Below are 26,099 nucleotides of genomic sequence, written 5' to 3'. Positions count from 1 at the left end.
TGATAACCAAAAAGGTAAAAGATATGTTTCCAGCTGCTGAAAAGCGTTTTATTCGATCCAATTTCATTACAATAGTTGTTTTGTTTTTAGTGATTGTAGCTGGAGGTGTTGTACGTAGTACGGGGTCCGGAATGGGATGTCCCGATTGGCCTAAATGCTTTAATCGGATTATTCCTCCTACGGATGTATCACAGTTGCCGGTTGGTTATGAAGAACATTATATAACAGGTAGAGCTAAGAAAAATGAGCGATTTGCCAAGATGATTGAATTCTTTGGCTATCGTGATTTGGCAACTAAAATTCGTCATGACAAAAGTATTCTTGAACATGAGGAGTTTAATGTAGCAAAAACATGGACAGAATATGCTAATCGTTTAGTTGGTGTTGTTGCTGGCTTTTGTTTATTGTTTACAGCCATCTATTCTTTTACCTATATTAAATCAAAACGATCAATTTTTATTTGGTCGGTGGTTAATGTTTTTGTTGTTGTCGTTCAAGCTTGGTTGGGTTCGATAGTTGTTTCAACTAATTTAACTCCTTGGGTGATTACAGTACACATGCTTCTTGCATTGGTTATTGTAGCAATCTCCATCTATACCTACTTTAAAGCAACAACATTACGGGATAAATCAATCCTGATTAATCGAGATTCCAGTGGATTAAAAATGCTTGCCATCATCTCTTTAGTGTTGATGTTAGTGCAGGTTGTCTTCGGAACAGAAGTACGGGAAATTGTTGATATGTTGACAGCTTCGGGTATGCCTAGGGAAGATTTTATACAAAATATTGGCCAACATTTTGAAATACATCGTTGGCTAGCATATAGTTCTTTGATTTTAGTAATTGTATTGTTCTTTTTAGTGCGTACAAAATTTAGTAGTAGTACAGTTCAAGCAAGGTTTGGTACGCTACTCTTTATTTTAGTAGGTATTCAGATGTTATCGGGTATTATCCTGGCAAGATTTGCTGTTCCTGCATTCGCACAGACAACTCATTTGGTCATTGGCAGTCTTTTATTTGGATGTCAATATTATTTGATGTTGTTGTTAGGAAAATCGCAACGTTAATTGAATGAATGAAATGGATGTATAAGGTAATTTAGTTTTTACTTTGTACAAACAATTAAAAAGAGGACATTTGTCGCTATGAAAGAATTTATTTCTGATTTCAAGAAATTAGTTAAGTTAAGACTGACATTAACGGTTGTTTTTTCGGCATCCATCTCTTTTTTGATCGGAGCAAAGCAACTTGGAGGGGATATTTTGTGGATCAATTGGTTGCTATTGACATTAGGAGGTTTCCTAGTGACAGGTGCAGCGAATGGTTTCAATGAAATTATCGAAAAAGATCTAGACAAGTTAATGACCCGTACTGCTGACCGTCCCCTTCCTTCTGGAAGAATGACAACTGGTCAGGCCTTGATTCTAAGTTTATTTATGGGAATCTTGGGAACTTTGGTTTTGGTACGTTTGAATTTTGTTGCGGGATTACTATCGGTATTTTCCATATTGTTATATGCATTTGTGTATACGCCAATAAAAAGGAAATCACCGATTGCTGTATTTGTAGGGGCCTTTCCTGGTGCATTGCCACCATTGATTGGTTATTTTGCTGCATTTAGTCAAGATGATTTAGCAATCTACAGTCAAACAAATGAAAGTGCAATCATTATGATTCCATTTATTTTGTTTGGAATTCAGTTTTTGTGGCAATTCCCACATTTCTGGTCTCTAGCATGGGTGATTGATGATGATTATAAACAGGCGGGTTTTAGGTTATTGCCAACGACCAAGCGTGATAAGATTTCTGCTTTTATGGTCTTTCTTTCGGCATTGATCATGATACCAGCAGCATTTCTTCCCATGTATTATGGTTTCGGAGGCTGGATCTTTACAGCTGTTTCTGCGATAGGGGGTGTGTTCTTTGCTTATTATGGCTTTCAGCTTTTTAAGAATCAGGATATTGCTTCGGCGAGAAAAGTGATGTTTACCTCATTTTTTTATCTTCCTATTACGCAATTAGTGTTATTATTTGACTTTATACCTTTGAAATAATGTTAAATCAAGGAGTACAACAAACTGACGAGAAGTTAGTATCGCGTAAGGCTCAAAAATTTACCCTATGGTTGGGGATGCTGGGTATGTTTATGATGTTCGCAGCATTGTCCAGCGGTTTTATTGTCTATACGGCAAGTGGTGTTGATAAAGGACTTAAAACATTATTACCAGATACTTTTATCTATAGTACGATGGCAATTGTTTTAAGTAGTGTTACCATGCATTTTGCTTATAAGGCAGCGCAGGTAGGTAATTTGGCTAGACAGAAAGCGTTGCTTTTTGCTACCTTAATTTTGGGAATTATATTTTTTGCGCTACAGGTTTATTCGTGGGAAATATTAACAGAAAGAGGCGTTTATTTTGTGAATAACAATGCGTCACAGTCTTTTGTTTATGTTTTTACAGGAATGCACTTAGCACATATTATTGCGGGAGTGATCGTGTTGATTACCGCTTTAGTGGGAGTATTTAAACCACTTCCTCCAGACGGCAATCAATTCCGCATGAATCTAGCCACTATTTTTTGGCATTTTCTCGATCTTTTGTGGATTTATATATATGTTTTCTTACTTTTGAATCAATAATAGTAAACAATGAGTACAACTGTATCACAATTGGATAAGGTAAAAACCGGTCCATGGAATGGTGGAAAATCACCTTGGAATTTGGAATACGGAAAAATCATGATGTGGTTTTTCTTAGTTGGGGATGCCTTTACATTTTCTGCGTTTTTGGTTTATTACGGAACGCAACGATTTGCACATAGTACATGGCCAGATGCGGATAAGATTTTCCAATCTATACCAGGTATTGCAGAACACGGACAACCTTTAGTGTTCGTTGGTATTATGACTTTTATTTTGATTATGTCTTCTGTGACTATGGTATTAGCTGTAGAAGCAGGGCATCGTAACTCAAAAAATGAAGTAGTAAAGTGGATGTTATGGACAATACTTGGTGGTATTGCTTTCGTAGGCTGTCAAGCGATCGAGTGGACTCACTTACACCATGCTGGTTTCTGGTTTGGTCAAAACCCGGCAACAGGTTTAGAGGGTGATGCTATTAAAGATGCTTTGCAACCGTATTTTACACATGATATCTCCTATACTTCAGCGTTGCAGTTTGCCAATCTGTTCTTTACGATCACAGGTTTTCACGGTTTTCACGTTACTGTAGGTATTATCTTAAATATTATCGTCCTGTGCATGACTTTGAATAACACATTCGAGAATCGCGGTTCGTATTTAATGATTGAAAAAGTAGGTTTATACTGGCACTTTGTGGATTTAGTTTGGGTGTTTGTATTTACATTCTTCTATTTAGTATAATTATAAGTTTTTAATTTTAGAAAAGCTATGTCACAACATCACGATAATATTGCTCATGAGGAGCACGGACACGGAGAAGGAATGGATAAAAAAGGTATCTGGAGAATTTTCTTCGTCCTTTTAGCATTAACTGCTGTCGAATTCTTAATCGCATTGGGATTTGTTCATCACTGGCAAATCTTAGCAAAAGGTGCTTTGGTTAACTCCATCTATATTGTATTAACATTAATAAAAGCGTATTATATCGTAGCTTACTTTATGCACTTGAAATTTGAGAAATCTAGTTTCATCGTTACTGTAAGTATCGTATTTATCTTCATTATTTATTTTATCATTTTAATGCTTACTGAAGGTAACTTCCTATTGCATGAATTACAACCTCACCAATTGTGGGAAAATAAATAATATAAATGGGTAAAAATACTGGTAAAAATAAAGGTATTCAAACTATCATGATCCTGGCAATAATATTATTATTGCCAGGATTTTTGTATGTAGTGCTGAATAGAACTGGAATGGCGAATTCGTATTCTACTTTGCCAATATTCGGTCAAAAAGAAGTTCCAGGTACTACTCATCGTAAATGGGGCCGAGATATCATGGATACAATCTATCATGAGGTTCCAAATATGTCTTTTATCAACTACGATGGCAAACCCGTTGATCTGTTTGGTAAGGATAGCGCTATTACTGTTGTACATCTTTTTTATTCGAGAGATAAGTCGTTTTCGACAACAATGATTAATAGCCTGAATAAGATATCTGGTGAGTTTAGACATAATAAGATGATTAAATTCTATTCTGTTTCTGTCGACACTACTTATGATACACCCGATGTATTAAAAAATTACATAAAGAATATCGATCCCTCAGATAAAAGATGGTACTTTGTAAGTAAACCGAGTTCGGATATCTTTAAATTTGCAAAAGATGGTTTACTACAGGACGCTTTAGCTACAGCAGATAAAGATAATCCTTTTGTTGTGGGGTCATCTTATGTTTTGATAGATACGAAACGTAGAATCAGAGGATTTTATGATATCACGATGAATAAAGAAGCGGAACGCTTAAGTGATGAGGTTAAATTATTGGTTGTGGAGGAAATAAGAAATCATCCTCCAAAGATTGAAACTAAATAAAATGGGACAAACAGCAGAAGAGAAGAAATATAACAAGTGGATCATCGTTTTATCAGTTGTTATTCCACTTGTAGTGGCGGCTTTGTTTGGCGTTAATTTACGCAAATTAGGGTATGATGTAGAACCTTTGGGGTTTTTGCCCCCTATATATGCAACGATCAATGGTATCACTGCGATATTATTGTTCTGGGCAGTCTTAGCGATTAAAAAAGGTAATCGTAAATTACATGAAAGGTTAATTAAACTTTGTGTATGTTGTTCTGTTGCGTTCCTAGGGATGTATGTTGCTTATCATATGACCGCTAACTCTACACCATACGGTGGAGAGGGCATATTACGTCCGATATACTATTTTATATTAATAACACATATAGTATTGTCTGTTATTATTATCCCTTTTGTACTGATTACTTATGTAAGAGGTATTGCTGGGTCGTATGAAAGACATAAAAAAATAGCACGTATTACTTACCCGATGTGGTTATATGTAGCGGTAACGGGTGTTATTGTATATTTGATGATTTCACCATATTATGTTCACTAATTAATTCAAAAGTTATGACAAGTGCGTGGGTATATCAATCAAATCGTTTCTTTACTGATGATGAAGCGTTATTGATTCAAAACAGGTTGGCAGATTTTGCCGCAGGCTGGAAAGTGCATGGAGAACCTTTATCTGCTCAGGCGGAGGTTAGGTATAACTTGTTTATTGTGCTATCCGTGGATGAGCAGATTGCCGCAGCATCTGGTTGTTCAATTGACAGTTCCGTCCGCTTTTTGAAGACACTAGAAGCAGATTTTGATATTCAGCTTTTTGATCGTATGAACGTTGCTTTTAAAAAGGAAGGTCAGTTGCATGCTGCATCCAGATCTGAATTTGAAAATTTAGTAAAAGATGGTCAGATTGACGACACAACTGTTGTCTTTGATAATACGATCACCTCTTTAGCGTCTTTAACTGATAAATGGCAGATTCCTTTTGGAGAAAGTTGGCATAAACGAGTGTTTGGCTAGATAATAAAAGAAGCGATGATTGATCAATCATCGCTTCTTTTATTATAACCTCATCATATTTTTGCTATTCTGGTATTTGGTAATGATCCATGTAACGAACAATACTATTTGCTCTACGATTCACATAGGCTGATGGATTTTGGGCATCCCACTGTCTTGGATTGGGCAGGATTGCAATGATCAGTGCGGCTTGTTTCTTTGATAAGGTAGATCCTGATTTTTTGAAGTAATACTGGGATGCAGCTTCTGCTCCATAAACACCTTGCCCCATTTCAATAACATTGAGATAGACTTCCAGAATTCTTCTTTTACTCCAGAATGTTTCGATTAAAACAGTAAAGTAAGTTTCTAAACCTTTTCTAAGCCAAGAACGCTTTGGCCACAGGAATACATTTTTTGCTACCTGCTGACTGATTGTACTTCCCCCACGTAATTTTTTTCCATCTTTATTTTTCTCTATAGCTTTTTGAATAGCATCAGTGTCAAAACCCCAGTGCGTCATGAAATGAGCATCTTCACCTGCTATCGCAGCACGTTTTAGGTTGTCCGAGAGCTCATCGTAATTTAACCAATCTTTTTCCAGTTTAAATCCTTTATCAGCTGCCTGTAACTCAAACCCACGTTGGATCATGAGCCAGGTAATAGGTGGATTGATGAGTTTAAGTGCGAGTACCCAAAATAGAGTTATTGCAAAGAAACCTCCAACAATACGTATTGACCAAGTTTTAACTTTTTTTTGCCAACCTGTTTGAACCTTTTTTTTCTTTACTTGATTCGTTCTTTTAATTGCCATATCTTTTGAAAAACAATGCAAAGGAACGAAATATTTTGCCCAATTGTTATGTTCAGTATTGTTTATGATATGCTTTTTTTTAGATGTTCTTTTTTACAAGCCTGAGATCGAGGTAATGGATATTCTTCGGTATGTATGTATATTGAAAAATGATTTAAGGCGAAAAGAGAATTAAGTTTTTCATATTCTACGAGATCGTTTGTCTAATCAGGTAGATTATGTTATTTTTACGGCTTATTATCAATAAACGAAATCCAATTGGCAAAGGCAGAAAAAAAGGTAACTCCATTAATGCAGCAGTACAATGCGATCAAGGTGAAATATCCAGGTGCATTATTGTTGTTCCGTGTAGGTGATTTTTATGAAACATTTGGTGAAGATGCCATTAAGGCCGCCAGTATTTTAGGGATCGTACAAACTAAGAGAGGAAATGGAACCGAATCGGAAACTGCTCTGGCAGGTTTTCCGCATCATTCTCTGGAGACTTATTTGCCAAAACTTGTCCGTGCAGGTCAGCGTGTAGCTATCTGTGACCAATTGGAAGATCCTAAGCAAACCAAAACCATCGTTAAACGTGGAGTAACAGAATTGGTGACTCCTGGCGTTTCTTATAATGATAATATTGTCCAACAGAAGTCCAATAATTATTTAGCCTCAATTTATATTGAGAAAACGCAGATCGGAATTTCTTTCTTAGATATTTCTACTGGTGAGTTTTTAGTCGCACAAGGTACGCAGTCTTATATTGACAAACTTTTGCAGGGATTTAAACCAACAGAAGTCATCATGTCGCGTAAGCAATCCAAAGAATTTTTGGAGCTATTCGGTAGTCAGTATTATACCTATATGCTAGACGAATGGCCTTATACTGGAGATTACGCAACAGAGCACTTATTGAAACATTTTGAAGTTAATTCAATGAAGGGTTTTGGTATCGACCGGATGCCTATTGGGATGGTTGCTGCCGGTGTTGCCTTACATTATCTGAATGAAACAGAACACCGCAATCTGCAGCATATTTCTAATATTTCGCGTATTGAAGAAGATCGTTACATGTGGTTAGATCGTTTTACAGTTCGTAATCTCGAACTGATCGGATCTGCAAATGAAAATGCGACGACTTTATCGGATGTTTTGGACCAAACTGCTTCTCCCATGGGGGCGCGTTTATTAAAACGTTGGATTGTAATGCCATTGAAAGATCGTAAATCAATTCAAGAGCGTCTCGATGTGGTTGCTTACTTTTCTGAGCATAAAGATTTACGCGATGCCTTGATTCAAGAGATTAAGTATGTAGGCGATCTTGAGCGGCTTATTTCTAAAATTGGTCTTCAGAAAGCTTCACCCCGCGAAATTGTACAGTTGAAACGTGCCTTATATGCTGTTGAAAAATTAAAGGAGCTAACGAATCAGGAAAATTCTGAAGCCCTTCGAGCCATTGCTGATCAGCTGGATGTCTGTCGTATCATTCGTGATAAAATTGAAAAAGAAGTTTTCGCAGAACCTCCTGTTGCCTTGAATAAAGGAAATGTAATTGCTGATGGTGTGGACGATGAATTGGACCGTTTACGTAAGATCGCTTTCGGAGGAAAAGATTATTTAATCGAAATCCAAAAGAGAGAAGCAGAGGCAACTGGTATCCCTTCCCTTAAAATTGCTTTTAATAATGTTTTTGGCTATTACTTAGAAGTTACCAATACACACCGTGATAAGGTACCTACAGAATGGATTAGAAAGCAGACTTTGGTGAATGCCGAACGCTACATCACCGAGGAGCTAAAAGAATATGAAGATCAGATTTTAGGTGCTGAGGAAAAAATTCAGGTCATTGAGAATCGGCTTTATGCCGAATTGTTAATTGCTATTGCGGCTTTCATTAAACCGATTCAATTGAATGCCCAGTTACTGGCGAAATTAGATGTGCTTTTGAACTTTGCTGTTATCGCAGAAAAGAATTATTATGTTCAGCCCGAGATATCAGAAAGTAAAGTATTAGATATTAAAGGTGGTCGTCACCCCGTTATCGAAAAGAAAATGGCCATTGGTGAAGATTATATCACGAATGATGTTTACTTGGATAATACCACGCAGCAGATTATCATCATCACTGGTCCCAACATGGCCGGTAAGTCGGCGCTCTTGCGCCAAACGGCATTAATCGTACTCATGGCTCAGATCGGTTCTTTTGTTCCTGTAAAGGAAGCAAAGATAGGTCTTGTGGATAAAATCTTTACCCGGGTAGGAGCATCTGATAATTTATCGTCCGGTGAATCAACATTTATGGTTGAAATGAATGAAACGGCCAGTATCATGAATAACCTCTCTGACCGGAGTTTAATTTTATTGGATGAAATTGGTCGAGGAACAAGCACTTATGATGGTATCTCTATCGCTTGGGCTATCGCTGAATTTCTTCACAACCATCCTGCAGCTAAGGCCAAAACATTGTTTGCTACTCATTATCATGAATTGAATGAATTGACCAATTCCATGCCCCGCATCAAGAATTATAATGTGACGGTTAAGGAGATGAACAATAAGGTTATATTCTTACGTAAGTTAGTTCCAGGAGGCTCAGAACATAGCTTTGGTATCCACGTAGCTAAATTAGCAGGTATGCCACCAAAATTACTATCCCGTGCAAATGAAATCTTAAAAAGATTAGAGCAGGAGCGGACTGGTGGCGAACAGATTAAAGATAGTATGCGCAAAATCCAAAAGCAAGCCTATCAATTACAGATGTTTTCGATTGATGATCCCGTCCTTGAGAAAATCCGTGATATGCTGAATAATTTGGATGTGAATACGCTGACCCCTGTGGAAGCGCTTATGAAATTGGATGAGATCCAGCGGTTATTGAAAAATTAGAATCTGAAAAATAATTCTATACTTCCGTAGTGGTTGTAGATGTTGCTGAGAAGATTATGATCCCACTGGTATGGGGTATAATGATATCCAGCTTCTATTCCTATATAATTTTTTCCCTTAATCTGACGCATTCCTGCCATACTAAGTCCCAAGTGCATAGTATTCACAGTATGTAATTTTGTGGAATTTCCGCCGGATATATAATCGCCATAGCCATCGTAATAACCATCTGTATAGATGTCTTCAGATATTCCTGTGTCGACCATATCTATTCCGATATTAAGTTTAGGAATGACAATATATTTGGTATTATCATAAATTTTGTAACCGACAGCTCCGCCAAAAAATAAACCGAAATTGGAATTCACAGATTCGCTCTGATCGTAGTAATTGTAGTCAAAATTTTTATCGTTGCTATTGATACGGACCTTAAATCCCCCTTCAAATATAAATGACTTTTGGAGCGAGCTCATAATAGTAAAACCAAGAGAAAGATTAGGTCCAAATGTGGTGTTTTTTCCACCTAAAGGACCATATACACCTATATACGGAAGAAAACCTATCTTAGACTTATTGTAATAATCTGCTAAAGCTAATGTCTCCTCCTGTTCCTCTTTTACTGCATGCTCTTGTTTTTCAGGTACCGTTTGTTTTACAGATGATGCCTGGTTACGCAATAACTCTTCGTTCGAAAAAATATTTAAGATGTCAATTTCTGCATCGGAAAGCGTATAGGATTGAGACTGCAATAAAGCTTTTGCACGTGTTTTAATGAGCTGGTCGATCGGATGTCTCAGTGGAACATAATTATATTGCAGTTTATTAGATTCATACTGATAGGCAAAATCCTCTCTTGCAGCATCAGCAAAGCGGTTCAATAATTGTTCATCAAAACCATTGTCTAAATAACGCTCGATGGCATTGCCACTACTTTGTTTAGCGATGATCAAATGTACTATTTTGATTCGCTGAACAAGTTCTATCGTCCCACAGCTTTGTTCTATCTGAGCTAAGATTGGTGCTAGTTTATCGTACTGGTTTGCATTTAATATCTTAGTCAAGGGGTCAAGCGAGCTGTTGATCGTTAGTTCGCATTTATCTTGTGCAAAGGATGAAGGAATGATCGTGAATAGGGTGATAATACTGAAGAGAATAACAGAAATATATCGGTTCATACGTATTTGTTTTTATTGACCTAAAGTAATAAAAATTTATTCAAATATTGTAAAGATCAAATAGTGCAACGGTTTTAAAAGAATTATCTTTGTGACAATGGCTTCTATATTTCAGTTTAAAGAGTTTGCCGTTGATCAATCTGATTGTGCGATGAAAATTAATACCGATGCTGTGTTATTAGCTTCACTCGTTCATGTTGAATCCTCGGAACGTATATTAGATATTGGTACAGGTACAGGTGTGATTGCGCTTATGTTAGCACAGCGCTGTGCGGATAGCGAGGTGATCGCTGTGGAAATTGACCCTGCAGCCGCGAAGCGGGCAGCAATAAATTTTAGAAACTCCAATTTTGGAGACCGAATGGTGATGCACGCTTGTTCATTTCAAGATTTTACTGATACAGGCTCTTTTGATTTTATTATTTCTAACCCGCCATTTTATACCGATTCGTTGCATAATCCCGATGCAAGGAAGAAGTTGGCCAGACATACCGATCTTCAGTTTTTTAACGAGCTGTTGACCTTCGCCGCAGTCAAACTACAGGTAGATGGGCAATTGGCTTTGATCGTTCCAAAACTATTGGCCGATGAACTGAAGGAGATTGCGGAAACCTTGGATTTATGTTTAAAAGAGGAGATTCAGATCCGATCTTTCGAAGGTGATGCCATCATCCGTAAGATTATTGTTTTTCAGAAAGCTTATCGTGGAGTTTCAACAGTTTCTGATTTTATAATTTATGAAGCGAAAGGTGTTTATTCAGAAATGTATAAGACCGCTTTGCGACCTTATTTTTTAGCTTTTTAGTATGACAAGAATTGGATTGATATCAGATACACATGCTTATCTGGACGAGTCGGTGTTTAAGCACTTTGAAAACTGTGACGAAATCTGGCATATTGGTGATTTTGGAAATGCCGCTGTTGCAGACCAACTGGAAGGTTTTAAACCTTTACGAGGTGTTTATGGCAATATCGATGATCAAGGACTACGTCATCGTTTTCCCGAAGATCTGAGGTTTACCTGTGAAGGCGTAGTTGTTTGGTTGACACATATCGGCGGGTATCCCGGTAAGTATGCACCACGGATAAAAAAGGAGATAACTACTCATCCTCCCCAGCTTTTTATTACGGGGCACTCGCATATCTTGAAGGTGATGTATGATCAGAAGTTAAAATGCCTACATCTAAATCCAGGAGCTGCGGGAAAACAGGGCTGGCACAAAGTGAGAACACTAATGCGGTTTGAAATTAATGGCAGTAAAATTGAAAATTTAGAGATTATTGAACTTGCGGGAAGGTAGGCAACTCATTATAAGCTGTCACGTACTTCCAATAAAAAGCTCTTTAATTTTTCTAAAGAATCGACGACACGCTGATTTTCTTTAGCTTCAGATTTATTAGTGCGCAGATATTCACGTGCACCTTGAAGGGTATAACCTTTATCTTTAACCAGATTGAAGATGATTTTTAAATTAGCAATATCATCTTGGGTAAATAGACGATTTCCTTTTTTATTCTTTTTTGGTTGAATAATATCAAATTCACGCTCGTAGAAACGAATTTGGGATGCGTTGACATCAAACATGGTTGTCACTTCACCCATCGTGTAATACAATTTATTAATTTCGCGCTCTTTGTAAGGCATACTAATCTGTTAATTTTTATATAACAAACTTAGATAAATTTGTTGAATATCGTTGCACCTAATATAAAACAAATTTATCGTTCTTTCCTCTACCATCAAGAATTATTTTATAGAGGAAATATACAATGTAAGATAGATAATAAAAATTATCTATCTTGATTCGTAGTAATTTATAGAATTGGATTTAATTTGAAAAGATATGATTTTGGTTAGTCGGTTTTGGACAAAAGTATTTTCATGGGGAAAGGCTGATGCCATTACTATTTATCCTTTTATTTTTCTAAAGAAGCGTATATTTAAAGATAACCGTCAATTGATCAATCACGAGCAGATACATATGAGGCAGGCGGTGGAATTGCTCATTATATTCTTTTATATCAGTTATCTTATTGAATTTTTATTTCGCTATCTGCAGTACAGAAATTTCCATCAGGCTTACCTGAATATATCTTACGAGCGAGAGGCTTATGCCAATGAGGCTGATTTTGATTATTTGTCCAAGCGGAGATTTTGGGCTTTTTTTAAGTATCTAAAAAAATAAGAGCTCCAATAGTAGGAGCTCTTATTTTTTCGGTGGAACACCGAAGATATTTTAAAGACCGATTATTATTTAATCAATCTCAAGTATGTTGATACTTTTTCTTTTAATTGTCTTCTGTCTACGATAAAATCCAGGAAGCCGTGCTCTAAAATAAATTCTGAAGTCTGGAATCCTTTAGGAAGATCCTTTTTGATTGTTTCTTTGATAACGCGTGGACCTGCAAAACCGATTAAAGCTCCTGGTTCAGCAATATTGATATCTCCTAACATGGCGTAAGAAGCGGTAACACCTCCTGTCGTCGGATCTGTAAGCAAACAAACATAAGGCAATTTTGCTTTAGCCAATAGGGCTAATTTTGCCGCTGTTTTTGCCATTTGCATCAATGAGAATGCGGCCTCCATCATACGAGCTCCACCTGATTTGGAGATCAACATAAAAGGAATGTTATGTTCGATACAGTAATCGATGGAACGTGCAATTTTCTCACCTACTACAGAACCCATAGAACCTCCGATGAAGTTAAAGTCCATACAAGCGATAACCAGTTCCTGCCCATCGATTTTACCATGACCAGAACGAATAGCATCAACCAGACCTGTTTTAGCCTGACTTTCTTTTAAGCGTTCTGTATAAGGTTTTGAATCGAAGAAATTGATCGGGTCACCTGAGCTTAATGTCGGGAATAATTCAGTAAACTCGTTATTATCAAAAATGATTGAAAAATAAGCTGCAGAACCAATTCTAAGGTGGTATCCACAGTATTGACAAACGTAATTGTTTTCGATTTGTTCAAGGTTCAACAACGGTTTTTTACATGATGGACATTTGTTCCACAATCCGTCTGGCGCCTCTTTTTTATTTTCTGTTGCCGTGTTAATTCCGGCTTTATCTCTTTTAAACCAACTCATACGATAGTTCTAATTCAGTTACAAATAAACAAAATTATTTTGTTTAGTAGAAGTATTCCTTAAAATTGCTGTGTATTTACGATTTGTGAAAGGAAGCTGACCCGAAATTTTGGGCATAAAAAATGGGTAAGCTCCTTTTATCGCACCGCTCAACCAAATACCCTTGCTTTGTTCCCAACCTGGGGGAGTCAATGGGAGCTGGTCGTAAAAGACTTACCCGTCACAAAAGTAGAAAAAAAATCCTTCTAAAGAAAGATATTTTGCTATTAGTGCTTACTTCGCTGATAGTCAATAAGAATGATTTTAAGTCTTGTCTTTTCCATACTCGCCACAGAGCGAATAATACCCAAAAAGACCTAGACCAAGTGAGATAATTGGTGTTAAAATGAACATAATAATGATTCCGAATACTAAATCTTCTTGATGTCCGATCATTATTTTAGGAATTGCGAGCTCAAAAAGACAAAAGTATGCAGTAAATAGCGCCAGCGCAATCCAAAGAATCCCTAATATTTTTTTTAGTTTATCCATTGTTGAGGTGATTAGGTTTATTTTTAATATACAACGATCCGATTATGAAACATACAGCCGCAATAATGATCGGATACCAGAGTCCTGCCAAATAAAATTCAGGATCCTGAGCAATTTGCGCATTTGTCGTCAGGTAGGTCGAAATTGCAGGCAATAAGCCTCCGAAAATGCCATTACCGACATGGTAAGGTAAGGACATGGACGTGTAACGAATTTTAACCGGAAACATTTCCACCAGAAATGCCGCGATTGGTCCGTACACCATGGTGATGTATATGATCTGAATAAATATCAATGCCGTTAAACCTATGCGGTTACTACCATGCACAGTTACCGTTTTTTTAATGAGGGTATCTTGTTCGGTCGATTGATCATGGCTTATTTCTTGAGAACGTGTTCCATCAGTATACTGGATGATCGTTTGAAGCTTGTTATCGGCCAATTTTAATGTATTGGTCGAGCTCACTTCTTTTGTGCTGGTATCCGCTAGTTGATACATCGCTTTGTATATAGGTCTATAGGTACAAAGTGCCAGTAGCATGCCCAAAAGCATAATCCATTTACGGCCGACTTTGTCACTTAACCAGCCAAAAAGAATAAAAAATGGTGTTCCGATCAGCAATGCTGTTCCTAAGATCATATCAGCTTCGTCCGAATTGAGGTGCATCACAGTTTTCATGTAACTCATGGAATAGAATTGTCCCGTATACCATACGACTCCTTGTCCCATAGCTGCGCCAAATAAAGCAAGCAACACAAATTTTAAGTTATACCGGTTTCCAAAGCTTTCTTTTAAAGGATTTTTGCTTGTTGTACCCTCTTCTTTCGCTTTGGCAAACTCGGGCGATTCACTCATATTTTTACGGATGAGGTAAGACACATACACCATCAATATGGATAGAATAAATGGAACACGCCATCCCCAGGCGTCAAATTGTTCTTCGGTCAAGATGTATTTTGTTACGAGTATAACAACCAAAGAGATAAATAAACCGAAAGTTGCTGTCGTCTGTATCCAGGATGTCCAATAGCCACGTTGACCTTCAGGGGCATGTTCTGCCACATAAGTTGCCGCTCCACCATATTCACCACCAAGTGCCAGCCCTTGCAATAAACGTAAGATCAGTACCAGTAAGGGGGCAAGAAAGCCAATGCTCTCATAGCTGGGTATACAACCGATCAAGAAAGTGGCACCTCCCATGAGCAACAGTGTAACCATAAATGTGTATTTTCTTCCGATAAGGTCTCCTAATCTACCGAAAAAAAGTGCACCGAAGGGTCTGACAACAAAACCAGCAGCAAACGTGGCTAAGGTAGAAAGGAAAGCCGCAGTCGGATTGTCCGCAGGGAAAAATTTGGTTGAAATGACGATGGATAAACTTCCGAAGATAAAAAAGTCGTACCATTCAATCAGTGTTCCCATGGAGGACGCACCGATTACTTTCCAAATAGTTTTGGTATTTGTATTTTCTTTCATTTAGATTTATAAGGTTGTTTAGGTTTAAATTTTATACATTTTTCCAGGTAAAGAGGTGATATGACCATTCATCTCCATTTCGAGTAAAATCATCGCAAGTTTACTTTGTGGCCAGTTACAGTAACGCGTGATGTCGTCAATACCCACTTGCTGTTTACCCTGGAGAAAGAGATAGAGGTGCAACTGATCTTTATTTAACTCAGGAGGTAGGAGTGGGAGCTGTATACCTGTTTGTTTTTCTGAAGTTTCCCAATTCATCAGGTAGCAAAGATCTTTCGCATCCCGGATCAGATGTGCGCGGTTGGTTTTAATTAAATAATTACAACCTGCCGAATAAAGCTGATTTATTGCTCCCGGGAATGCGCATACATCGCGGTTATAGCTATTTGCTATTTCAGCAGTAATGAGCGCGCCTCCCTTTGTGGCCGCCTCTATGACAATCGTTACATCAGACATGCCTGCTATAATGCGATTTCGCATAGGGAAATTTTGTCGGTCAAGATTGCTGTCTGACGGAAATTCGGTTAGTAATCCACCCTGTTGAAGCATTGCTGACGCTGTTTCTCTATGAGTCGCCGGATAAATCCGGTCTAGTCCATGTCCTAATACACCCACTGTTGGTATCCGATGCAGTAAAGCATTTTTGTGAGCCATGATATCGATACCATAGGCCAGTCCACTTACAATTGTGGTATGAAGAGACTGCATCTGTTCAATGAGCGTATCGCAAATTTTGCGACCATAGCTGGTGGCATTTCTCGTTCCGACAATGCTGACCATACGTTCTTTATTGAGGTCGGCATTCCCTTTGTAATATAAGACCAGTGGTGCATCCTCACAATTTCTCAATTTCTGAGGATAATCCGGATTATCAATCCATAAAACTTTTATCTGGTGTTTTTCAACAAATGCCATTTCTTTTTCGGTTGCTTCCTGATAGTTTTTCGCAGCGATTTCATTAGCTGTTCGACTGTTTACTCCTGGAATTTTTGCTAAAGTACTGGCATTTGTCTCTAAGATTTCTTGCACAGAGCCGCAGTGCGTAAGCAAAGCTCGCGCAGTTTTAGGTCCTACCCCCTTAATTTTGGTAAGTGCTATTTGATGATAAAAGTTCATATTCGGTTATTTAAAGATAATAATATTTTACTGAAATTCAGGCTAAAACAGTTTTACTTTTGGTATCAAAAAAGATTAGAAAAGAATTTTACTTTCATATTTTAGAGAATTATGAGATAGCTTGTATCTTTGTTTGAAATAAAAATATATGACTATGGAAATGAAAGAACCGTTTGATATAGAAATTGAAAATATTGTTTACTCGGTATTCCCAGAAGAGGAAGATACTTATGTGATTTTTAAAGAAGGGGTAGAATATGTACAGATTATTAAAGATACAGAGAATCTGTGGTTGAAAACCAATCCTGAGACTGGTTTACCAATGTTTGGTATGGATGAAGAGATTAATGCGATTGGCAAAAAAATTATAGAAGAATTGGGTTAATAATTCAAGATAGATAGACAGTTAAACAAAGTTAAAATCGTCGCTCGTATTTCTTTTGTTGTTATTTTTAAATAACTAATTATAAAGAAATGAATCCAGGTCGCTTATTTTTTTTGATGTCTATCTGTCTGCTTTTATTTTTTAGCCGGGTCAAATCTTCATCTGCTCATTTTGTTTTTTCCTATCAAGATACCACTCTTCGGAATAAAAAAATAATTAATCAGGATACCAATATACTGGATACTGCGCTAATAGTTGGGGAAAAATTAACGGCGGAAGAGAAAATGACCGAAAAGCAGATTACATATAAGTCCATATACTTTTGGGGAGATACTAAAAATATGGTGACCTTGCCATATCAGGGCGGTCTTGCCGTTAATCTCAATAAGTTGTATAATCTTTTGAGTAAGAAGGGTCGTGCTTCTCGGAGACTTCAAAGACTATTCGAGCGGGAGTTCGAACAAGACAAAGTCTTAGCACAATGGACTGCGCTAACTGAAGCCTACACGCCTTTAACGGGAGACTCTTTGGTTAAATTTCGTTCTTATTATGAACCTTCCTCCAAATGGTTGCGCAAGGCAGACCATTACGATCAGATTGCTTATGTGCAGCACAGTTTAAAAAACTACCTAGATTCTGTCGAAATCATTCATCAACGTCTGAGTCTCCCTAAATTAGAAATCTTAAATCCCTAAATTACATCGGAACATAAACGACATATTTCGTTTCGAAGAAATCTTCTTTAAAATAATCGGAAAGTGGGTGTAGCTCAGCTTTCAGTCGTGACTCTTTAATTTCTTCTTTAAGATCACCACCTTTTAGATATAAGATACCGTTAGGAATTCCATTTTTATCCTGTTTAAGGAATTTATTGCGGATCCAAGGAGCAAAATCTGCTAATCGTGTTACAGCACGTGATACAACAAAATCATATTTGTCGTCTAATTGTTCTGCACGGATGTGATCTGCTTCAACATTCTCAAGTCCTAAAGCAGACGCAACTTCGCGAACAACTTTAATTTTTTTTCCGATCGAATCTACTAAATGAAATTTTACTTCAGGAAATAAAATAGCCAATGGTATTCCTGGGAATCCTCCGCCTGTGCCAACGTCTAAAATACGAGTGCCCGGAGCAAATGTCATGACGTATTTTGCAATACCTAAAGAATGTAATACATGATGCAGATAAAGGCTTTCAACGTCTTTGCGTGAAATAACATTGATCTGATTGTTCCAAAACGGATAAAGTTCTGCAAGTTGTGCAAATTGTGTTTTCTGAACTTCTGTTAAGTTTGGAAAATACTGATATATGATGTCTACTGTAGGATTCAAAGTGAAAGTTTTAAAATATGAATATTATTTCCAGCTAAGTGATTTCTTTTTACGGTTGAATAGTCCGTTGATGCAAATATAGAAATAGTAGATGATGTCTAATAATGGTAACCACCAAATGAGGTCAGAAACTGCTAATTTCTTATATATTGCCCTAAAAACAATGAGCTGTGCAAGTAGGCGAATTAGATATGCAGCTACGGGTACGTACCAGTAATTAGGGAAAATAATCGCAGTCAGGATAATCGTAAAGTAGAATAAAAATGAAGTGATCAATTGCATACCCAACATACGCTGATGTCTTTTTTTGTAGATAACCGAAGCGCCCGAATGCCGTGCTTTTTGTTTGTAATAGCTTTTCCAGGTTGTTTTAGGTTCTGAGTAAACGATAGCATCCTCATGAATGGATATGGCTACATTTTTCTTCGTAGCGTTTTCATTTACAAAAAGATCGTCATCACCAGATTTAATGTGCATGTGTGATGCAAATCCCTTTTTACTGAAAAATAACGTTTTTGTGTAGGCCATGTTTCTGCCTACAGCCATGTAAGCATCTTTTTTTATCGCATACGATAAGTAACTCATTGCTGTATGCGTTGTCTCGAACCGGATAAGTTTATTGAGAAAACCTTTATATTTAAAATAAGGGGAGTACCCGATGACAATCTCTGTATCCGGTTGGTTAAGTGCTCCAGCTATTTCTTTTAACCAATTGCTTGAATTTGGATTGCAATCAGCATCTGTGAAAACCAGTTTTTCGTAAATAGCAGATTTAATTCCTAGGGTAACGGCGAATTTTTTTCCATGCTTAAGCCGTATATGTTCCTTAATATCGACAATTCTTAAGTTATCATATTGAGATTGATATTCCTTTAAAATCCATTTTGTCTCGTCAGTAGAGTAATCATTAACAACAATCACTTCAAATTGGGGATAATCCTGCTCTAAAATTGATGCTAAAAACTGCTTTAGATTTTTTTGTTCGTTATGTGCACAGATGATGACAGAAATAGGATCAAATTGATCTTGTTCCTGATAAGAATGCACTTTATGACGACTCAGTTTTCCGTATACAATTATAATATAGTACAACTGGATGAGCAGTAATAAACCGATGATGCCAAAGGCGATATAAGGGTAATAGAAGGCGTATTGCTGTACGATGTTCATAGGTTGCAAAGATAGTATGTTCCAAGGATATTTGCTTTAATAATGTTTTTTGTGCTGTAAATGTTAAAATCTTGTAAAAGGTCAATCTTTGCATTGCTTTTTATAGTATTTTTGCAAAGATTTTAAAAAAAGCATGTTGGGGAATTTGCTTCTGAAACAGTAAAAATCATCAAATTAGAATCCCCAAAAAATAAAAGATTAATGAAATTCACTCTTCAAGTACAAGATAAATTTTCTAAAGCGCGTGCAGGTGTTGTTGAGACAGCTCACGGAAAAATTCAAACTCCTATTTTTATGCCGGTTGGAACAGCTGGTACGGTCAAAGGTGTGCATCAGCACGAATTGAGAAATGATATTAAAGCTCAAATTATTTTGGGAAATACCTATCATTTATATCTAAGACCGGGACTGGATGTTTTGAATAAGGCAGGTGGTCTTCACAAATTTAACGGTTGGGATCGTCCAATTTTAACAGATTCTGGAGGTTACCAAGTTTATTCATTGTCAGACAATCGTAAGATACGAGAAGAAGGTGTGACGTTCCGGTCACATATTGATGGTTCAAAGCATTTATTTACTCCTGAAAATGTGATGGATACACAACGGGTAATCGGTGCGGATATTATCATGGCTTTTGATGAGTGTACTCCTTATCCATGTGACTATGGGTATGCCCGTCGTTCGATTGAAATGACTCACCGTTGGCTGAAAAGATGTTGTGATCGTTTTGACAGTACAGAACCATTATATGGATATGACCAGACATTGTTCCCCATTGTTCAAGGATCAGTATATAAAGACTTACGTGAAAGATCTGCTGAGAAAATTGCGTCTTTCAATCGTGAAGGAAATGCAATCGGTGGTTTATCCGTAGGAGAGCCTGCTGAGGAAATGTATGCGATGACGGAAGTTGTCTGTAATATTCTTCCAGAAGATAAACCTCGTTACCTAATGGGGGTAGGTACACCAATCAATCTACTTGAAAACATCGCTTTGGGTATAGATATGTTTGATTGTGTAATGCCAACGCGTAATGCACGTAACGGTATGATTTTTACACGTCACGGAACGATCAATATCAAGAATGAAAAATGGAAAGACGATTTTTCTCCAATTGATCCAGATAGTGATCTTTACTCAGATCAAGTATATACAAAAGCATATTTACGCCATTTAATCCGTTCGCAAGAACTTTTAGGTGCACAGATTGCTTCTTTACATAACTTACACTTCTATTTATGGCTGGTAAATGAGGCACGTGAGAAAATTGTAGATGGTACATTCTACGATTGGAAAAATAAAATGGTCAAAGTATTAGGTCAACGTTTGTAATTTTTTTGCATCTTAGTAGTATTATGTTTTCTATTATCGATCGTTACATTATTAAAAAGTACTTGAGCACATTTGTGTTCACGATGGCTATTTTTACAGTCGTCATGGTCATTTTTGATATTTCTGAGCGATTGGATGATTTCTTGAAATATAATGCTCCTATGGACAAAATTATATTTGAATATTACGCAGGATTTATCCCGTTTTATTTAAATTTCCTTTGTCCTCTGATCAATTTTATCGCTGTTATCTTCTTTACTTCGAAGATGGCCGATCAAACGGAGATCGTACCCATATTAAGTGCCGGCTATAGTTTTAACCGGCTTTTAAGACCCTATATTTTTTCTGCAACGCTTATATTTGCAGTTTCTTTTGTCTTTAACCTTTATATTATTCCGAAAACGAATAAAATGAAGATCGGTTTTGAAAATGTGTATGTAAAACCTTTGAAAGATAATACGAAAGTGTCCACGCATATGCAGATTGATAAAAACAGTTATGTATACATAGACAACTTTGATAACAACTCCAAGATTGGATATAAGTTTGTACTGGAAAAATTTAAGGGTGATACCTTATTGGAAAAAATGATCGCTGAGCGTATCACATGGGATTCTGTAACGACTAAGTGGAAAATACATGATTATACAAACCGGATTATTAATGGTCTTCATGAACGAATGGACAAGGGTACCGTAAAAGATACCACTTTGGATATGAAGCCGAGTGATTTTGAACTGTATGATAATATTTTTACAGCCATGGATACGAAAGAGCTGGATGAGCGTATCCATAAAGAGGAAATTAGGGGTACAGGGATGATGACAGATCTTAAATTGGAGAAATATAAACGTTATGTCTATCCTTTTTCGGCATTTGTGCTTACTTTGATGGGCGTTGCCTTATCCTCTAAGAAGGTCAGAGGAGGTATTGGTCTTAGTTTGGGTATCGGTATCGGATTGAGCTTTACCTACATCGTGTTCATTCAATTTGCCACCATGTTCTCATTAAAAGGAGGGCTCCCTCCTTTGATTGCAGTGTTAATTCCCAATATTACATTTTTAATTATTGCAATCTATTTGGCTATAAAGGCGCCAAAATAAACAAACCGACAATGTCAAAAATTAAAATTAATCAGAATGTTCTTATTCTGCATTTAACAATCCTGATATGGGGTTTTACAGGAATTTTGGGTAATTTGATTTCGATATCTGCTATACATCTTGTTTGGTATCGGGTTTTGATTGCGGCGATTTCTCTATGGATTTATCTTGCCGTTAGCAAGCAGCAGATTCTGGTAAAAAGAAAGGATTTTATCTCTTTCATAATGGTCGGGGGTGTCGTAGGGCTTCACTGGGTACTCTTTTTTTATGCAATTAAGGTATCTACAGTATCAGTAGCTTTGGTAACATTATCTTCTTTGACATTGTATACTTCTATTTTGGAACCCCTGATCAATAAGAAAAAGATCGCCCTAATGGATATGTTAGTTGGTGTAGTGATAATAATGGGGATTTATATGATATTTCAATTCGAATCCAATTATATTGAAGGTATTCTTGCAGGCTTAGCATGTGCATTCTGTGCAAGTATTTTCTCGATTGCAAATGCCAGAATGGTTAAAAAATCAAGCGCTACCTTGATCACATTTTATGAAATGCTGGGTGCTTTTTTCTGGGTGTCAGTTTTCATGTTATTCAGTGGAGATTTTAATGAAAATATGGTTCTCAATCAATCGGATTTAATTTATCTATTGATCTTAGGGGTATTGTGTACTGCCGTTGCGTATGTGTTAGGTGTTGCTGTGATGAAAGAATTGAGTGCTTTTACAGTTGCTTTAACGACAAATCTAGAACCTGTTTATGGCATTTTATTGGCCATGCTGATCTTCGGTCAAAAAGAGACGATGAGTTTAGGTTTTTATGGTGGTGCTGCCATTGTTTTAGGTGCAGTCTTCTTTTATCCTTACTTAAAAACAAAAATCGAGAAACGGAAGCAGGATTTGGTTATTAGAAAAATCTATTAATTATCTATTTTAGCTTTATATATCTGCTCTTGTTGTAGAACGGAATTTAATGGATATATTGCGTATCCTGATAAAAAAAGCGTGCTTAAAACTGATTTTAAGCACGCTTTTTTTTGATTTAACACTGGATTAAAAATCAAATGTTCCGATGGTCACGTGCTGCTCTTTGGTTTTATCTAAGTACAGGGTGATGATTTTACGTTCCTGTTTTCCGGAGCTATAATAGGTGAATATTTCTGCCATAACTGCTGTTGGACCTGCTAGCGTTAGCGAATTATCATTATAAAAATCTACTTCGACTTTATATTTTCCTTTGACTGCTCTTTTTAATAGAAATTGTTCAGGGCCATATCCTCCGGTAAAATCATTACTTAAACGTCCTCCCATTGCAGTGCTATTATTGCTGTAAAAGCATTTTTCTCCATGTGGATCTGTGACCCAAAGATCTATATCTGTATTGTTTGAATTCCAATTGATCACTACACGACTATCGACAGGAAGATCTGCAATGAGTTTTTTGCTGATGTTATTGCTATTGACATGAGTCTGGTTTAATTTTAATAAATTATTTAACTCCATCACAATAATTTCTTCTATACCATCGTCGCGATCGGCTGCTTCAGGGGAATAACTTTGCGTTAGGATACTATATAATTGATCAAAAGCTTTTTGATATTGTTTATTATCTAATAATGCTAAAGCATAATCGCGGTGGCTTTGCAGATCCATAGGACGCCAGTCTAAGATTTTCTTATTGATGTAAAGTTCATATTGATATTGTTCCCATTGTTTAAGTGTGTAAGCTATTGTCTTAAATAAATCTGCATTTTCAATTTGAAGATCTGCAAGTGAGCTCAACACTAATAATGCTTTATCTTTTGTGCCTTTTCGATAGAAAAAATTAGCAACGTCAAAATAGAAGCTCGGAGTACCCAAATATGCTTGGCGAAGTTCGAGATATGTTTGATAGGGATTCGCTGATTTTTCTAAGACCTGCAGATACATATTGTCATTTTTAATGTCAGGAATGGTGATTTTTGCACCAGCAGTTGTTCTGTCACTCACATCAGTGCCGGAATAATGCTGTTGATCAGAAATTGGGTCTTCTAAATCGCTTAATGCTATTTCCTCCAGATTTGAATATTGATCATCTGCTATAAACATCTGTCTGCTTTCTGATGATACCATTTTTGATGTTGCAGCTTGTGCATTATTGATTGGATGAACTTCGGGCTCTACAAATGACTCTTCTACGATCCTGTTAGGCTGTGGATAAGTTTTCTTTGCTTTGAAGTCGGTCTGCCACCATTTTTTTAATTCTTGGACAGCGGTTTCAGCCTGAGCCAATAAATCATGCATACGTTCCTCCCGAAGAATGCTTTGTTCTTTGGTCAATTTATGATAAGCTGGAAGCAATTCTGTTGGGGGCAGGATGGCATATCGTACATAATCTTCCACGGTTTCCAATACAATTAAACTTGTGTTACGGGTAACAATACCAAATTGCTTACCAAGTTCTTCAATACGTTCTTTATTTTCCGTGTAATCAACATCTAATGTTGCAATCTTTTTCTGAGCCCAGATTTTATGAATATCCAACTCATTTTCTTGATAATTGATGTCAATTTTGACTTCTTGAGTCGCATGATTCCCGTAGCCAAAGAGTAAGGTAATCTGTTTTAAATTGTTGTTTTTTCCGAGACCTGTAATCGCGATATGATCCTGTACTTCTGTATGGATCGCTGGATATATTTCTGAGAAATCAGCATGTTCTTTGATCCCTAAAAATTTTAAATTTTCTGAACTTAATTTCTTGATACCGTCAATAGGTGATGTGTTCAATAGATTGAGCGTTTTTGCACCAGTTTTTTTGCTAATGGCCTGGAGGGTGCTGTAATCTGCAATAGCAGAGGAAGTGATACAATATATTGGTTTGTTGATGGTTACTTGATTTGACCCAAATGTGGATAACCCTTCAGTAAAGAAAAGATATTCCTCTGCTTGCAGCACTTGATCATTTAATTTTGAATAGTCTGTTCCGCCATCATAAGTTAAATGCAAGAGATAATTTTTTAGAGCAGTCCAATTTCCCTTTTCTATGTGAAATGTTCCCGCTTTTACATAGCTGATATTCAGTAAGCCCAGTTCTACAGTTAAATTCTTTTTTTGTTGTATGATGAGATCCAGAAGTGCTAATTCTTTTTGAATGTCTTTATCTTTAGCGCTTAAAGAATTGTCCCAAATGATCCCAATTTTGTTAGTCCAGGTTTTTGCTTTCGAAGGAGCATCGATAAATATATTGCTAAGGAAATAGAAAGATTGATCTTGATTAACCTGTGTCAAAATGTTGTTCTCATTTGGTCGCTTAGGTAGTCCAATTACTAATGATTTCTCAGGTATAAAATTGTTTTTAGCTATAGCCGCTTGATAAATGTGATTTTTTTCTGAAAATATGAGTGATCCATCTGGTTTGCTGATCAATGTCGGTACCTGGTCTGTTTGGTAGATATTTACCTGAAGTTTAAACCGCTCGATCGCTTGTTTATAGGCTAAAGGTAAATGGTATTGAAAACCAGTCGAAGCATGGAATTGTAAATTCTCTTCATAAGTTATGCTAATGGTTCGTTGACCTTGTGCAGGTATAGGATATATTCTGGTCTTAAAATTATTCCCTTCTACACGCTCTAATAATCCAGGATCTACACGACGAGATTCAATACTTTCGAAGACTTCAATCCCTTTGCTCTTATCAACTGCAACAGCTTGACGTAGTTTTCCATTAATATCAAGGGCGTATCCTGTTACCGAAACACCTTCAGGCATGGGGAATGTCAGTATGCCCTCCAAGTCTCTGTTTTCATTATTACGGAAGATCATTGTCATCGTTGTTTTCGCGATGTTACCAAAAATATTAACTTGAATATCGAGCTCCTGTAGATTAACTTTTGCCTGATCTTTTGGATCATTCGATATTTTTAAGCTGGGAATAGGTCTATTTGGATTATTCTGTGATTTAATATTCTCTCCCTGAAGTAGGAGGCATAAAATCAATACTATTATGAGGATCTTATTCATATTTTTTGAATTAGCTTGCTGTGTTCATTTAAGATGATGCATCTTAGTAACGAATTCCATAATTAACCGCAGGATTAAAAAACTTCATGTAGGTTGAAAATCTTAGTCCCGGTTAAAATGAATAAAAGCTTTTTGAGATCAGCGAGGGTCCATATGCTACTCATTTTTGAGATGAAATAACCGGATG

Annotated in this window: 27 protein-coding genes and 1 other RNA gene; 17 read left to right on the top strand and 11 right to left on the bottom strand. The window is 36.8% G+C overall.

Features of this window, described 5'->3' with window-relative positions; all coding sequences use genetic code 11:
- Positions 1-23 precede the first annotated feature (23 nt).
- The 8 genes from EDF66_RS16400 to EDF66_RS16365 all read left to right on the top strand — a co-directional run bounded on the left by EDF66_RS16400 (position 24) and on the right by EDF66_RS16365 (position 5,538).
- Positions 24-1,067: a COX15/CtaA family protein gene (locus tag EDF66_RS16400; RefSeq protein ID WP_132843797.1), complete on the top strand. Its 1,044-nt coding sequence runs from the start codon at positions 24-26 to the stop codon at positions 1,065-1,067.
- Between the two features lie 78 nt (positions 1,068-1,145).
- Positions 1,146-2,054: a heme o synthase gene (cyoE, locus tag EDF66_RS16395; RefSeq protein ID WP_132843795.1), complete on the top strand. Its 909-nt coding sequence runs from the start codon at positions 1,146-1,148 to the stop codon at positions 2,052-2,054.
- Positions 2,054-2,641 (top strand): heme-copper oxidase subunit III, encoded by a 588-nt coding sequence (locus EDF66_RS16390; RefSeq protein WP_021189362.1) that lies wholly within the window; start codon positions 2,054-2,056, stop codon positions 2,639-2,641. The genes cyoE and EDF66_RS16390 overlap by 1 nt, the downstream gene beginning before the upstream one ends.
- Positions 2,642-2,650: 9 nt before the next feature.
- On the top strand, positions 2,651-3,385 hold the full coding sequence (locus tag EDF66_RS16385; RefSeq protein WP_021189363.1) for a cytochrome c oxidase subunit 3: 735 nt from the start codon (positions 2,651-2,653) through the stop codon (positions 3,383-3,385).
- Between the two features lie 27 nt (positions 3,386-3,412).
- Positions 3,413-3,790: a cytochrome C oxidase subunit IV family protein gene (locus tag EDF66_RS16380; protein ID WP_132843793.1), complete on the top strand. Its 378-nt coding sequence runs from the start codon at positions 3,413-3,415 to the stop codon at positions 3,788-3,790.
- A gap of 5 nt (positions 3,791-3,795) precedes the next feature.
- Complete coding sequence (locus EDF66_RS16375) at positions 3,796-4,524, top strand: SCO family protein (RefSeq protein WP_132843792.1); 729 nt, start codon at positions 3,796-3,798, stop codon at positions 4,522-4,524.
- A gap of 1 nt (position 4,525) precedes the next feature.
- The gene (locus EDF66_RS16370; RefSeq protein ID WP_132843790.1) at positions 4,526-5,068 is read left to right on the top strand and encodes a DUF420 domain-containing protein; all 543 of its coding nucleotides are present in this window, start codon (positions 4,526-4,528) and stop codon (positions 5,066-5,068) included.
- A 14-nt stretch (positions 5,069-5,082) separates the two neighbouring features.
- On the top strand, positions 5,083-5,538 hold the full coding sequence (locus EDF66_RS16365) for a hypothetical protein (RefSeq protein WP_021189367.1): 456 nt from the start codon (positions 5,083-5,085) through the stop codon (positions 5,536-5,538).
- Between the two features lie 64 nt (positions 5,539-5,602).
- On the opposite strand, the gene mtgA is transcribed toward EDF66_RS16365, so the two are convergent.
- Complete coding sequence (gene mtgA, locus EDF66_RS16360; RefSeq protein WP_132843789.1) at positions 5,603-6,331, bottom strand: monofunctional biosynthetic peptidoglycan transglycosylase; 729 nt, start codon at positions 6,329-6,331, stop codon at positions 5,603-5,605.
- 258 nt (positions 6,332-6,589) lie between these two features.
- Here mtgA and mutS point away from each other — a divergent pair, with 258 nt between their 5' ends.
- On the top strand, positions 6,590-9,199 hold the full coding sequence (gene mutS, locus EDF66_RS16355) for a DNA mismatch repair protein MutS (RefSeq protein WP_132843787.1): 2,610 nt from the start codon (positions 6,590-6,592) through the stop codon (positions 9,197-9,199).
- Here mutS and EDF66_RS16350 read toward each other — a convergent pair.
- Positions 9,196-10,374: a hypothetical protein gene (locus tag EDF66_RS16350; RefSeq protein ID WP_132843786.1), complete on the bottom strand. Its 1,179-nt coding sequence runs from the start codon at positions 10,372-10,374 to the stop codon at positions 9,196-9,198. The two genes, mutS and EDF66_RS16350, sit on opposite strands and share 4 nt — an antisense overlap.
- 97 nt (positions 10,375-10,471) lie before the next feature.
- Here EDF66_RS16350 and EDF66_RS16345 point away from each other — a divergent pair, with 97 nt between their 5' ends.
- Positions 10,472-11,179, top strand: a complete 708-nt coding sequence (locus EDF66_RS16345; protein WP_132843784.1) for a tRNA1(Val) (adenine(37)-N6)-methyltransferase — start codon at positions 10,472-10,474, stop codon at positions 11,177-11,179.
- Position 11,180: 1 nt separating this feature from the next.
- Positions 11,181-11,675 carry a metallophosphoesterase family protein gene (locus EDF66_RS16340; protein ID WP_132843782.1) on the top strand — a complete coding sequence of 165 codons (495 nt, stop codon included), beginning with the start codon at positions 11,181-11,183 and terminating at the stop codon, positions 11,673-11,675.
- 8 nt (positions 11,676-11,683) lie between these two features.
- Here EDF66_RS16340 and EDF66_RS16335 read toward each other — a convergent pair whose 3' ends face one another.
- The gene (locus EDF66_RS16335; RefSeq protein WP_021188513.1) at positions 11,684-12,019 is read right to left on the bottom strand and encodes a MerR family transcriptional regulator; all 336 of its coding nucleotides are present in this window, start codon (positions 12,017-12,019) and stop codon (positions 11,684-11,686) included.
- A gap of 199 nt (positions 12,020-12,218) precedes the next feature.
- Here EDF66_RS16335 and EDF66_RS16330 point away from each other — a divergent pair, with 199 nt between their 5' ends.
- Positions 12,219-12,560 (top strand): hypothetical protein, encoded by a 342-nt coding sequence (locus tag EDF66_RS16330; protein ID WP_132843781.1) that lies wholly within the window; start codon positions 12,219-12,221, stop codon positions 12,558-12,560.
- 65 nt (positions 12,561-12,625) lie between these two features.
- Here EDF66_RS16330 and accD read toward each other — a convergent pair whose 3' ends face one another.
- The 5 genes from accD to dprA form a co-directional block, all read right to left on the bottom strand.
- Positions 12,626-13,468 (bottom strand): acetyl-CoA carboxylase, carboxyltransferase subunit beta, encoded by an 843-nt coding sequence (accD, locus tag EDF66_RS16325; protein ID WP_021188511.1) that lies wholly within the window; start codon positions 13,466-13,468, stop codon positions 12,626-12,628.
- Positions 13,469-13,589: 121 nt separating this feature from the next.
- Positions 13,590-13,687: signal recognition particle sRNA small type (gene ffs / locus EDF66_RS16320), an RNA gene on the bottom strand.
- Between the two features lie 84 nt (positions 13,688-13,771).
- Positions 13,772-13,999, bottom strand: coding sequence for a DUF6814 family protein (locus EDF66_RS16315; RefSeq protein WP_021188509.1), 228 nt, complete (start codon positions 13,997-13,999; stop codon positions 13,772-13,774).
- A complete protein-coding gene (locus tag EDF66_RS16310) occupies positions 13,992-15,476 on the bottom strand; it encodes an MFS transporter (protein ID WP_132843779.1) in 1,485 nt (494 codons plus the stop codon). Before EDF66_RS16310 ends, EDF66_RS16315 begins: the two co-directional genes overlap by 8 nt.
- A gap of 24 nt (positions 15,477-15,500) precedes the next feature.
- The gene (gene dprA / locus EDF66_RS16305; protein WP_132843777.1) at positions 15,501-16,592 is read right to left on the bottom strand and encodes a DNA-processing protein DprA; all 1,092 of its coding nucleotides are present in this window, start codon (positions 16,590-16,592) and stop codon (positions 15,501-15,503) included.
- A 154-nt stretch (positions 16,593-16,746) separates the two neighbouring features.
- Between dprA and EDF66_RS16300 the strand changes: the two genes are divergently transcribed.
- Positions 16,747-16,977, top strand: a complete 231-nt coding sequence (locus EDF66_RS16300) for a hypothetical protein (RefSeq protein WP_132772391.1) — start codon at positions 16,747-16,749, stop codon at positions 16,975-16,977.
- 89 nt (positions 16,978-17,066) lie between these two features.
- On the top strand, positions 17,067-17,672 hold the full coding sequence (locus EDF66_RS16295) for a hypothetical protein (protein ID WP_132843775.1): 606 nt from the start codon (positions 17,067-17,069) through the stop codon (positions 17,670-17,672).
- Position 17,673: 1 nt separating this feature from the next.
- Here EDF66_RS16295 and rsmG read toward each other — a convergent pair whose 3' ends face one another.
- A complete protein-coding gene (gene rsmG, locus EDF66_RS16290; protein WP_132772388.1) occupies positions 17,674-18,309 on the bottom strand; it encodes a 16S rRNA (guanine(527)-N(7))-methyltransferase RsmG in 636 nt (211 codons plus the stop codon).
- A 24-nt stretch (positions 18,310-18,333) separates the two neighbouring features.
- The gene (locus EDF66_RS16285) at positions 18,334-19,479 is read right to left on the bottom strand and encodes a glycosyltransferase (protein WP_132843773.1); all 1,146 of its coding nucleotides are present in this window, start codon (positions 19,477-19,479) and stop codon (positions 18,334-18,336) included.
- 201 nt (positions 19,480-19,680) lie between these two features.
- On the opposite strand from EDF66_RS16285, the gene tgt reads away from it, so the two are divergent.
- Genes tgt through EDF66_RS16270 form a run of 3 tightly spaced genes read left to right on the top strand, consistent with a single transcriptional unit; the run spans position 19,681 to position 22,837 of the window.
- Positions 19,681-20,811, top strand: coding sequence for a tRNA guanosine(34) transglycosylase Tgt (gene tgt, locus EDF66_RS16280; RefSeq protein WP_108160421.1), 1,131 nt, complete (start codon positions 19,681-19,683; stop codon positions 20,809-20,811).
- Between the two features lie 23 nt (positions 20,812-20,834).
- A complete protein-coding gene (locus EDF66_RS16275; protein ID WP_132772385.1) occupies positions 20,835-21,914 on the top strand; it encodes an LptF/LptG family permease in 1,080 nt (359 codons plus the stop codon).
- 11 nt (positions 21,915-21,925) lie between these two features.
- Positions 21,926-22,837: a DMT family transporter gene (locus tag EDF66_RS16270; RefSeq protein ID WP_132772383.1), complete on the top strand. Its 912-nt coding sequence runs from the start codon at positions 21,926-21,928 to the stop codon at positions 22,835-22,837.
- Positions 22,838-22,966: 129 nt separating this feature from the next.
- Here EDF66_RS16270 and EDF66_RS16265 read toward each other — a convergent pair whose 3' ends face one another.
- A complete protein-coding gene (locus EDF66_RS16265; RefSeq protein WP_132843771.1) occupies positions 22,967-25,912 on the bottom strand; it encodes a VIT domain-containing protein in 2,946 nt (981 codons plus the stop codon).
- Between the last annotated feature and the right edge of the window lie 187 nt (positions 25,913-26,099).

Origin of the sequence: Sphingobacterium sp. JUb20 (assembly GCF_004342035.1) — a bacterium.
In the GTDB taxonomy this organism is placed as follows: domain Bacteria; phylum Bacteroidota; class Bacteroidia; order Sphingobacteriales; family Sphingobacteriaceae; genus Sphingobacterium; species Sphingobacterium anhuiense.
Note: the sequence above shows the minus strand (reverse complement) of the source record. Positions and strands in the feature narration are given on the sequence as shown.

Bases quoted from the DNA above. Each gene is read 5' to 3' on its own strand.
- EDF66_RS16400 (WP_132843797.1), top strand. From the start codon at position 24: ATGTTTCCAGCTGCTGAAAAGCGTTTTATTCGATCCAATTTCATTACA.
- cyoE (WP_132843795.1), top strand. From the start codon at position 1,146: ATGAAAGAATTTATTTCTGATTTCAAGAAATTAGTTAAGTTAAGACTG.
- EDF66_RS16390 (WP_021189362.1), top strand. From the start codon at position 2,054: ATGTTAAATCAAGGAGTACAACAAACTGACGAGAAGTTAGTATCGCGT.
- EDF66_RS16385 (WP_021189363.1), top strand. From the start codon at position 2,651: ATGAGTACAACTGTATCACAATTGGATAAGGTAAAAACCGGTCCATGG.
- EDF66_RS16380 (WP_132843793.1), top strand. From the start codon at position 3,413: ATGTCACAACATCACGATAATATTGCTCATGAGGAGCACGGACACGGA.
- EDF66_RS16375 (WP_132843792.1), top strand. From the start codon at position 3,796: ATGGGTAAAAATACTGGTAAAAATAAAGGTATTCAAACTATCATGATC.
- EDF66_RS16370 (WP_132843790.1), top strand. From the start codon at position 4,526: ATGGGACAAACAGCAGAAGAGAAGAAATATAACAAGTGGATCATCGTT.
- EDF66_RS16365 (WP_021189367.1), top strand. From the start codon at position 5,083: ATGACAAGTGCGTGGGTATATCAATCAAATCGTTTCTTTACTGATGAT.
- mtgA (WP_132843789.1), bottom strand. From the start codon at position 6,331: ATGGCAATTAAAAGAACGAATCAAGTAAAGAAAAAAAAGGTTCAAACA.
- EDF66_RS16350 (WP_132843786.1), bottom strand. From the start codon at position 10,374: ATGAACCGATATATTTCTGTTATTCTCTTCAGTATTATCACCCTATTC.
- EDF66_RS16345 (WP_132843784.1), top strand. From the start codon at position 10,472: ATGGCTTCTATATTTCAGTTTAAAGAGTTTGCCGTTGATCAATCTGAT.
- EDF66_RS16340 (WP_132843782.1), top strand. From the start codon at position 11,181: ATGACAAGAATTGGATTGATATCAGATACACATGCTTATCTGGACGAG.
- EDF66_RS16335 (WP_021188513.1), bottom strand. From the start codon at position 12,019: ATGCCTTACAAAGAGCGCGAAATTAATAAATTGTATTACACGATGGGT.
- EDF66_RS16330 (WP_132843781.1), top strand. From the start codon at position 12,219: ATGATTTTGGTTAGTCGGTTTTGGACAAAAGTATTTTCATGGGGAAAG.
- accD (WP_021188511.1), bottom strand. From the start codon at position 13,468: ATGAGTTGGTTTAAAAGAGATAAAGCCGGAATTAACACGGCAACAGAA.
- EDF66_RS16315 (WP_021188509.1), bottom strand. From the start codon at position 13,999: ATGGATAAACTAAAAAAAATATTAGGGATTCTTTGGATTGCGCTGGCG.
- EDF66_RS16310 (WP_132843779.1), bottom strand. From the start codon at position 15,476: ATGAAAGAAAATACAAATACCAAAACTATTTGGAAAGTAATCGGTGCG.
- dprA (WP_132843777.1), bottom strand. From the start codon at position 16,592: ATGAACTTTTATCATCAAATAGCACTTACCAAAATTAAGGGGGTAGGA.
- EDF66_RS16300 (WP_132772391.1), top strand. From the start codon at position 16,747: ATGGAAATGAAAGAACCGTTTGATATAGAAATTGAAAATATTGTTTAC.
- EDF66_RS16295 (WP_132843775.1), top strand. From the start codon at position 17,067: ATGAATCCAGGTCGCTTATTTTTTTTGATGTCTATCTGTCTGCTTTTA.
- EDF66_RS16285 (WP_132843773.1), bottom strand. From the start codon at position 19,479: ATGAACATCGTACAGCAATACGCCTTCTATTACCCTTATATCGCCTTT.
- tgt (WP_108160421.1), top strand. From the start codon at position 19,681: ATGAAATTCACTCTTCAAGTACAAGATAAATTTTCTAAAGCGCGTGCA.
- EDF66_RS16275 (WP_132772385.1), top strand. From the start codon at position 20,835: ATGTTTTCTATTATCGATCGTTACATTATTAAAAAGTACTTGAGCACA.
- EDF66_RS16270 (WP_132772383.1), top strand. From the start codon at position 21,926: ATGTCAAAAATTAAAATTAATCAGAATGTTCTTATTCTGCATTTAACA.
- EDF66_RS16265 (WP_132843771.1), bottom strand. From the start codon at position 25,912: ATGAATAAGATCCTCATAATAGTATTGATTTTATGCCTCCTACTTCAG.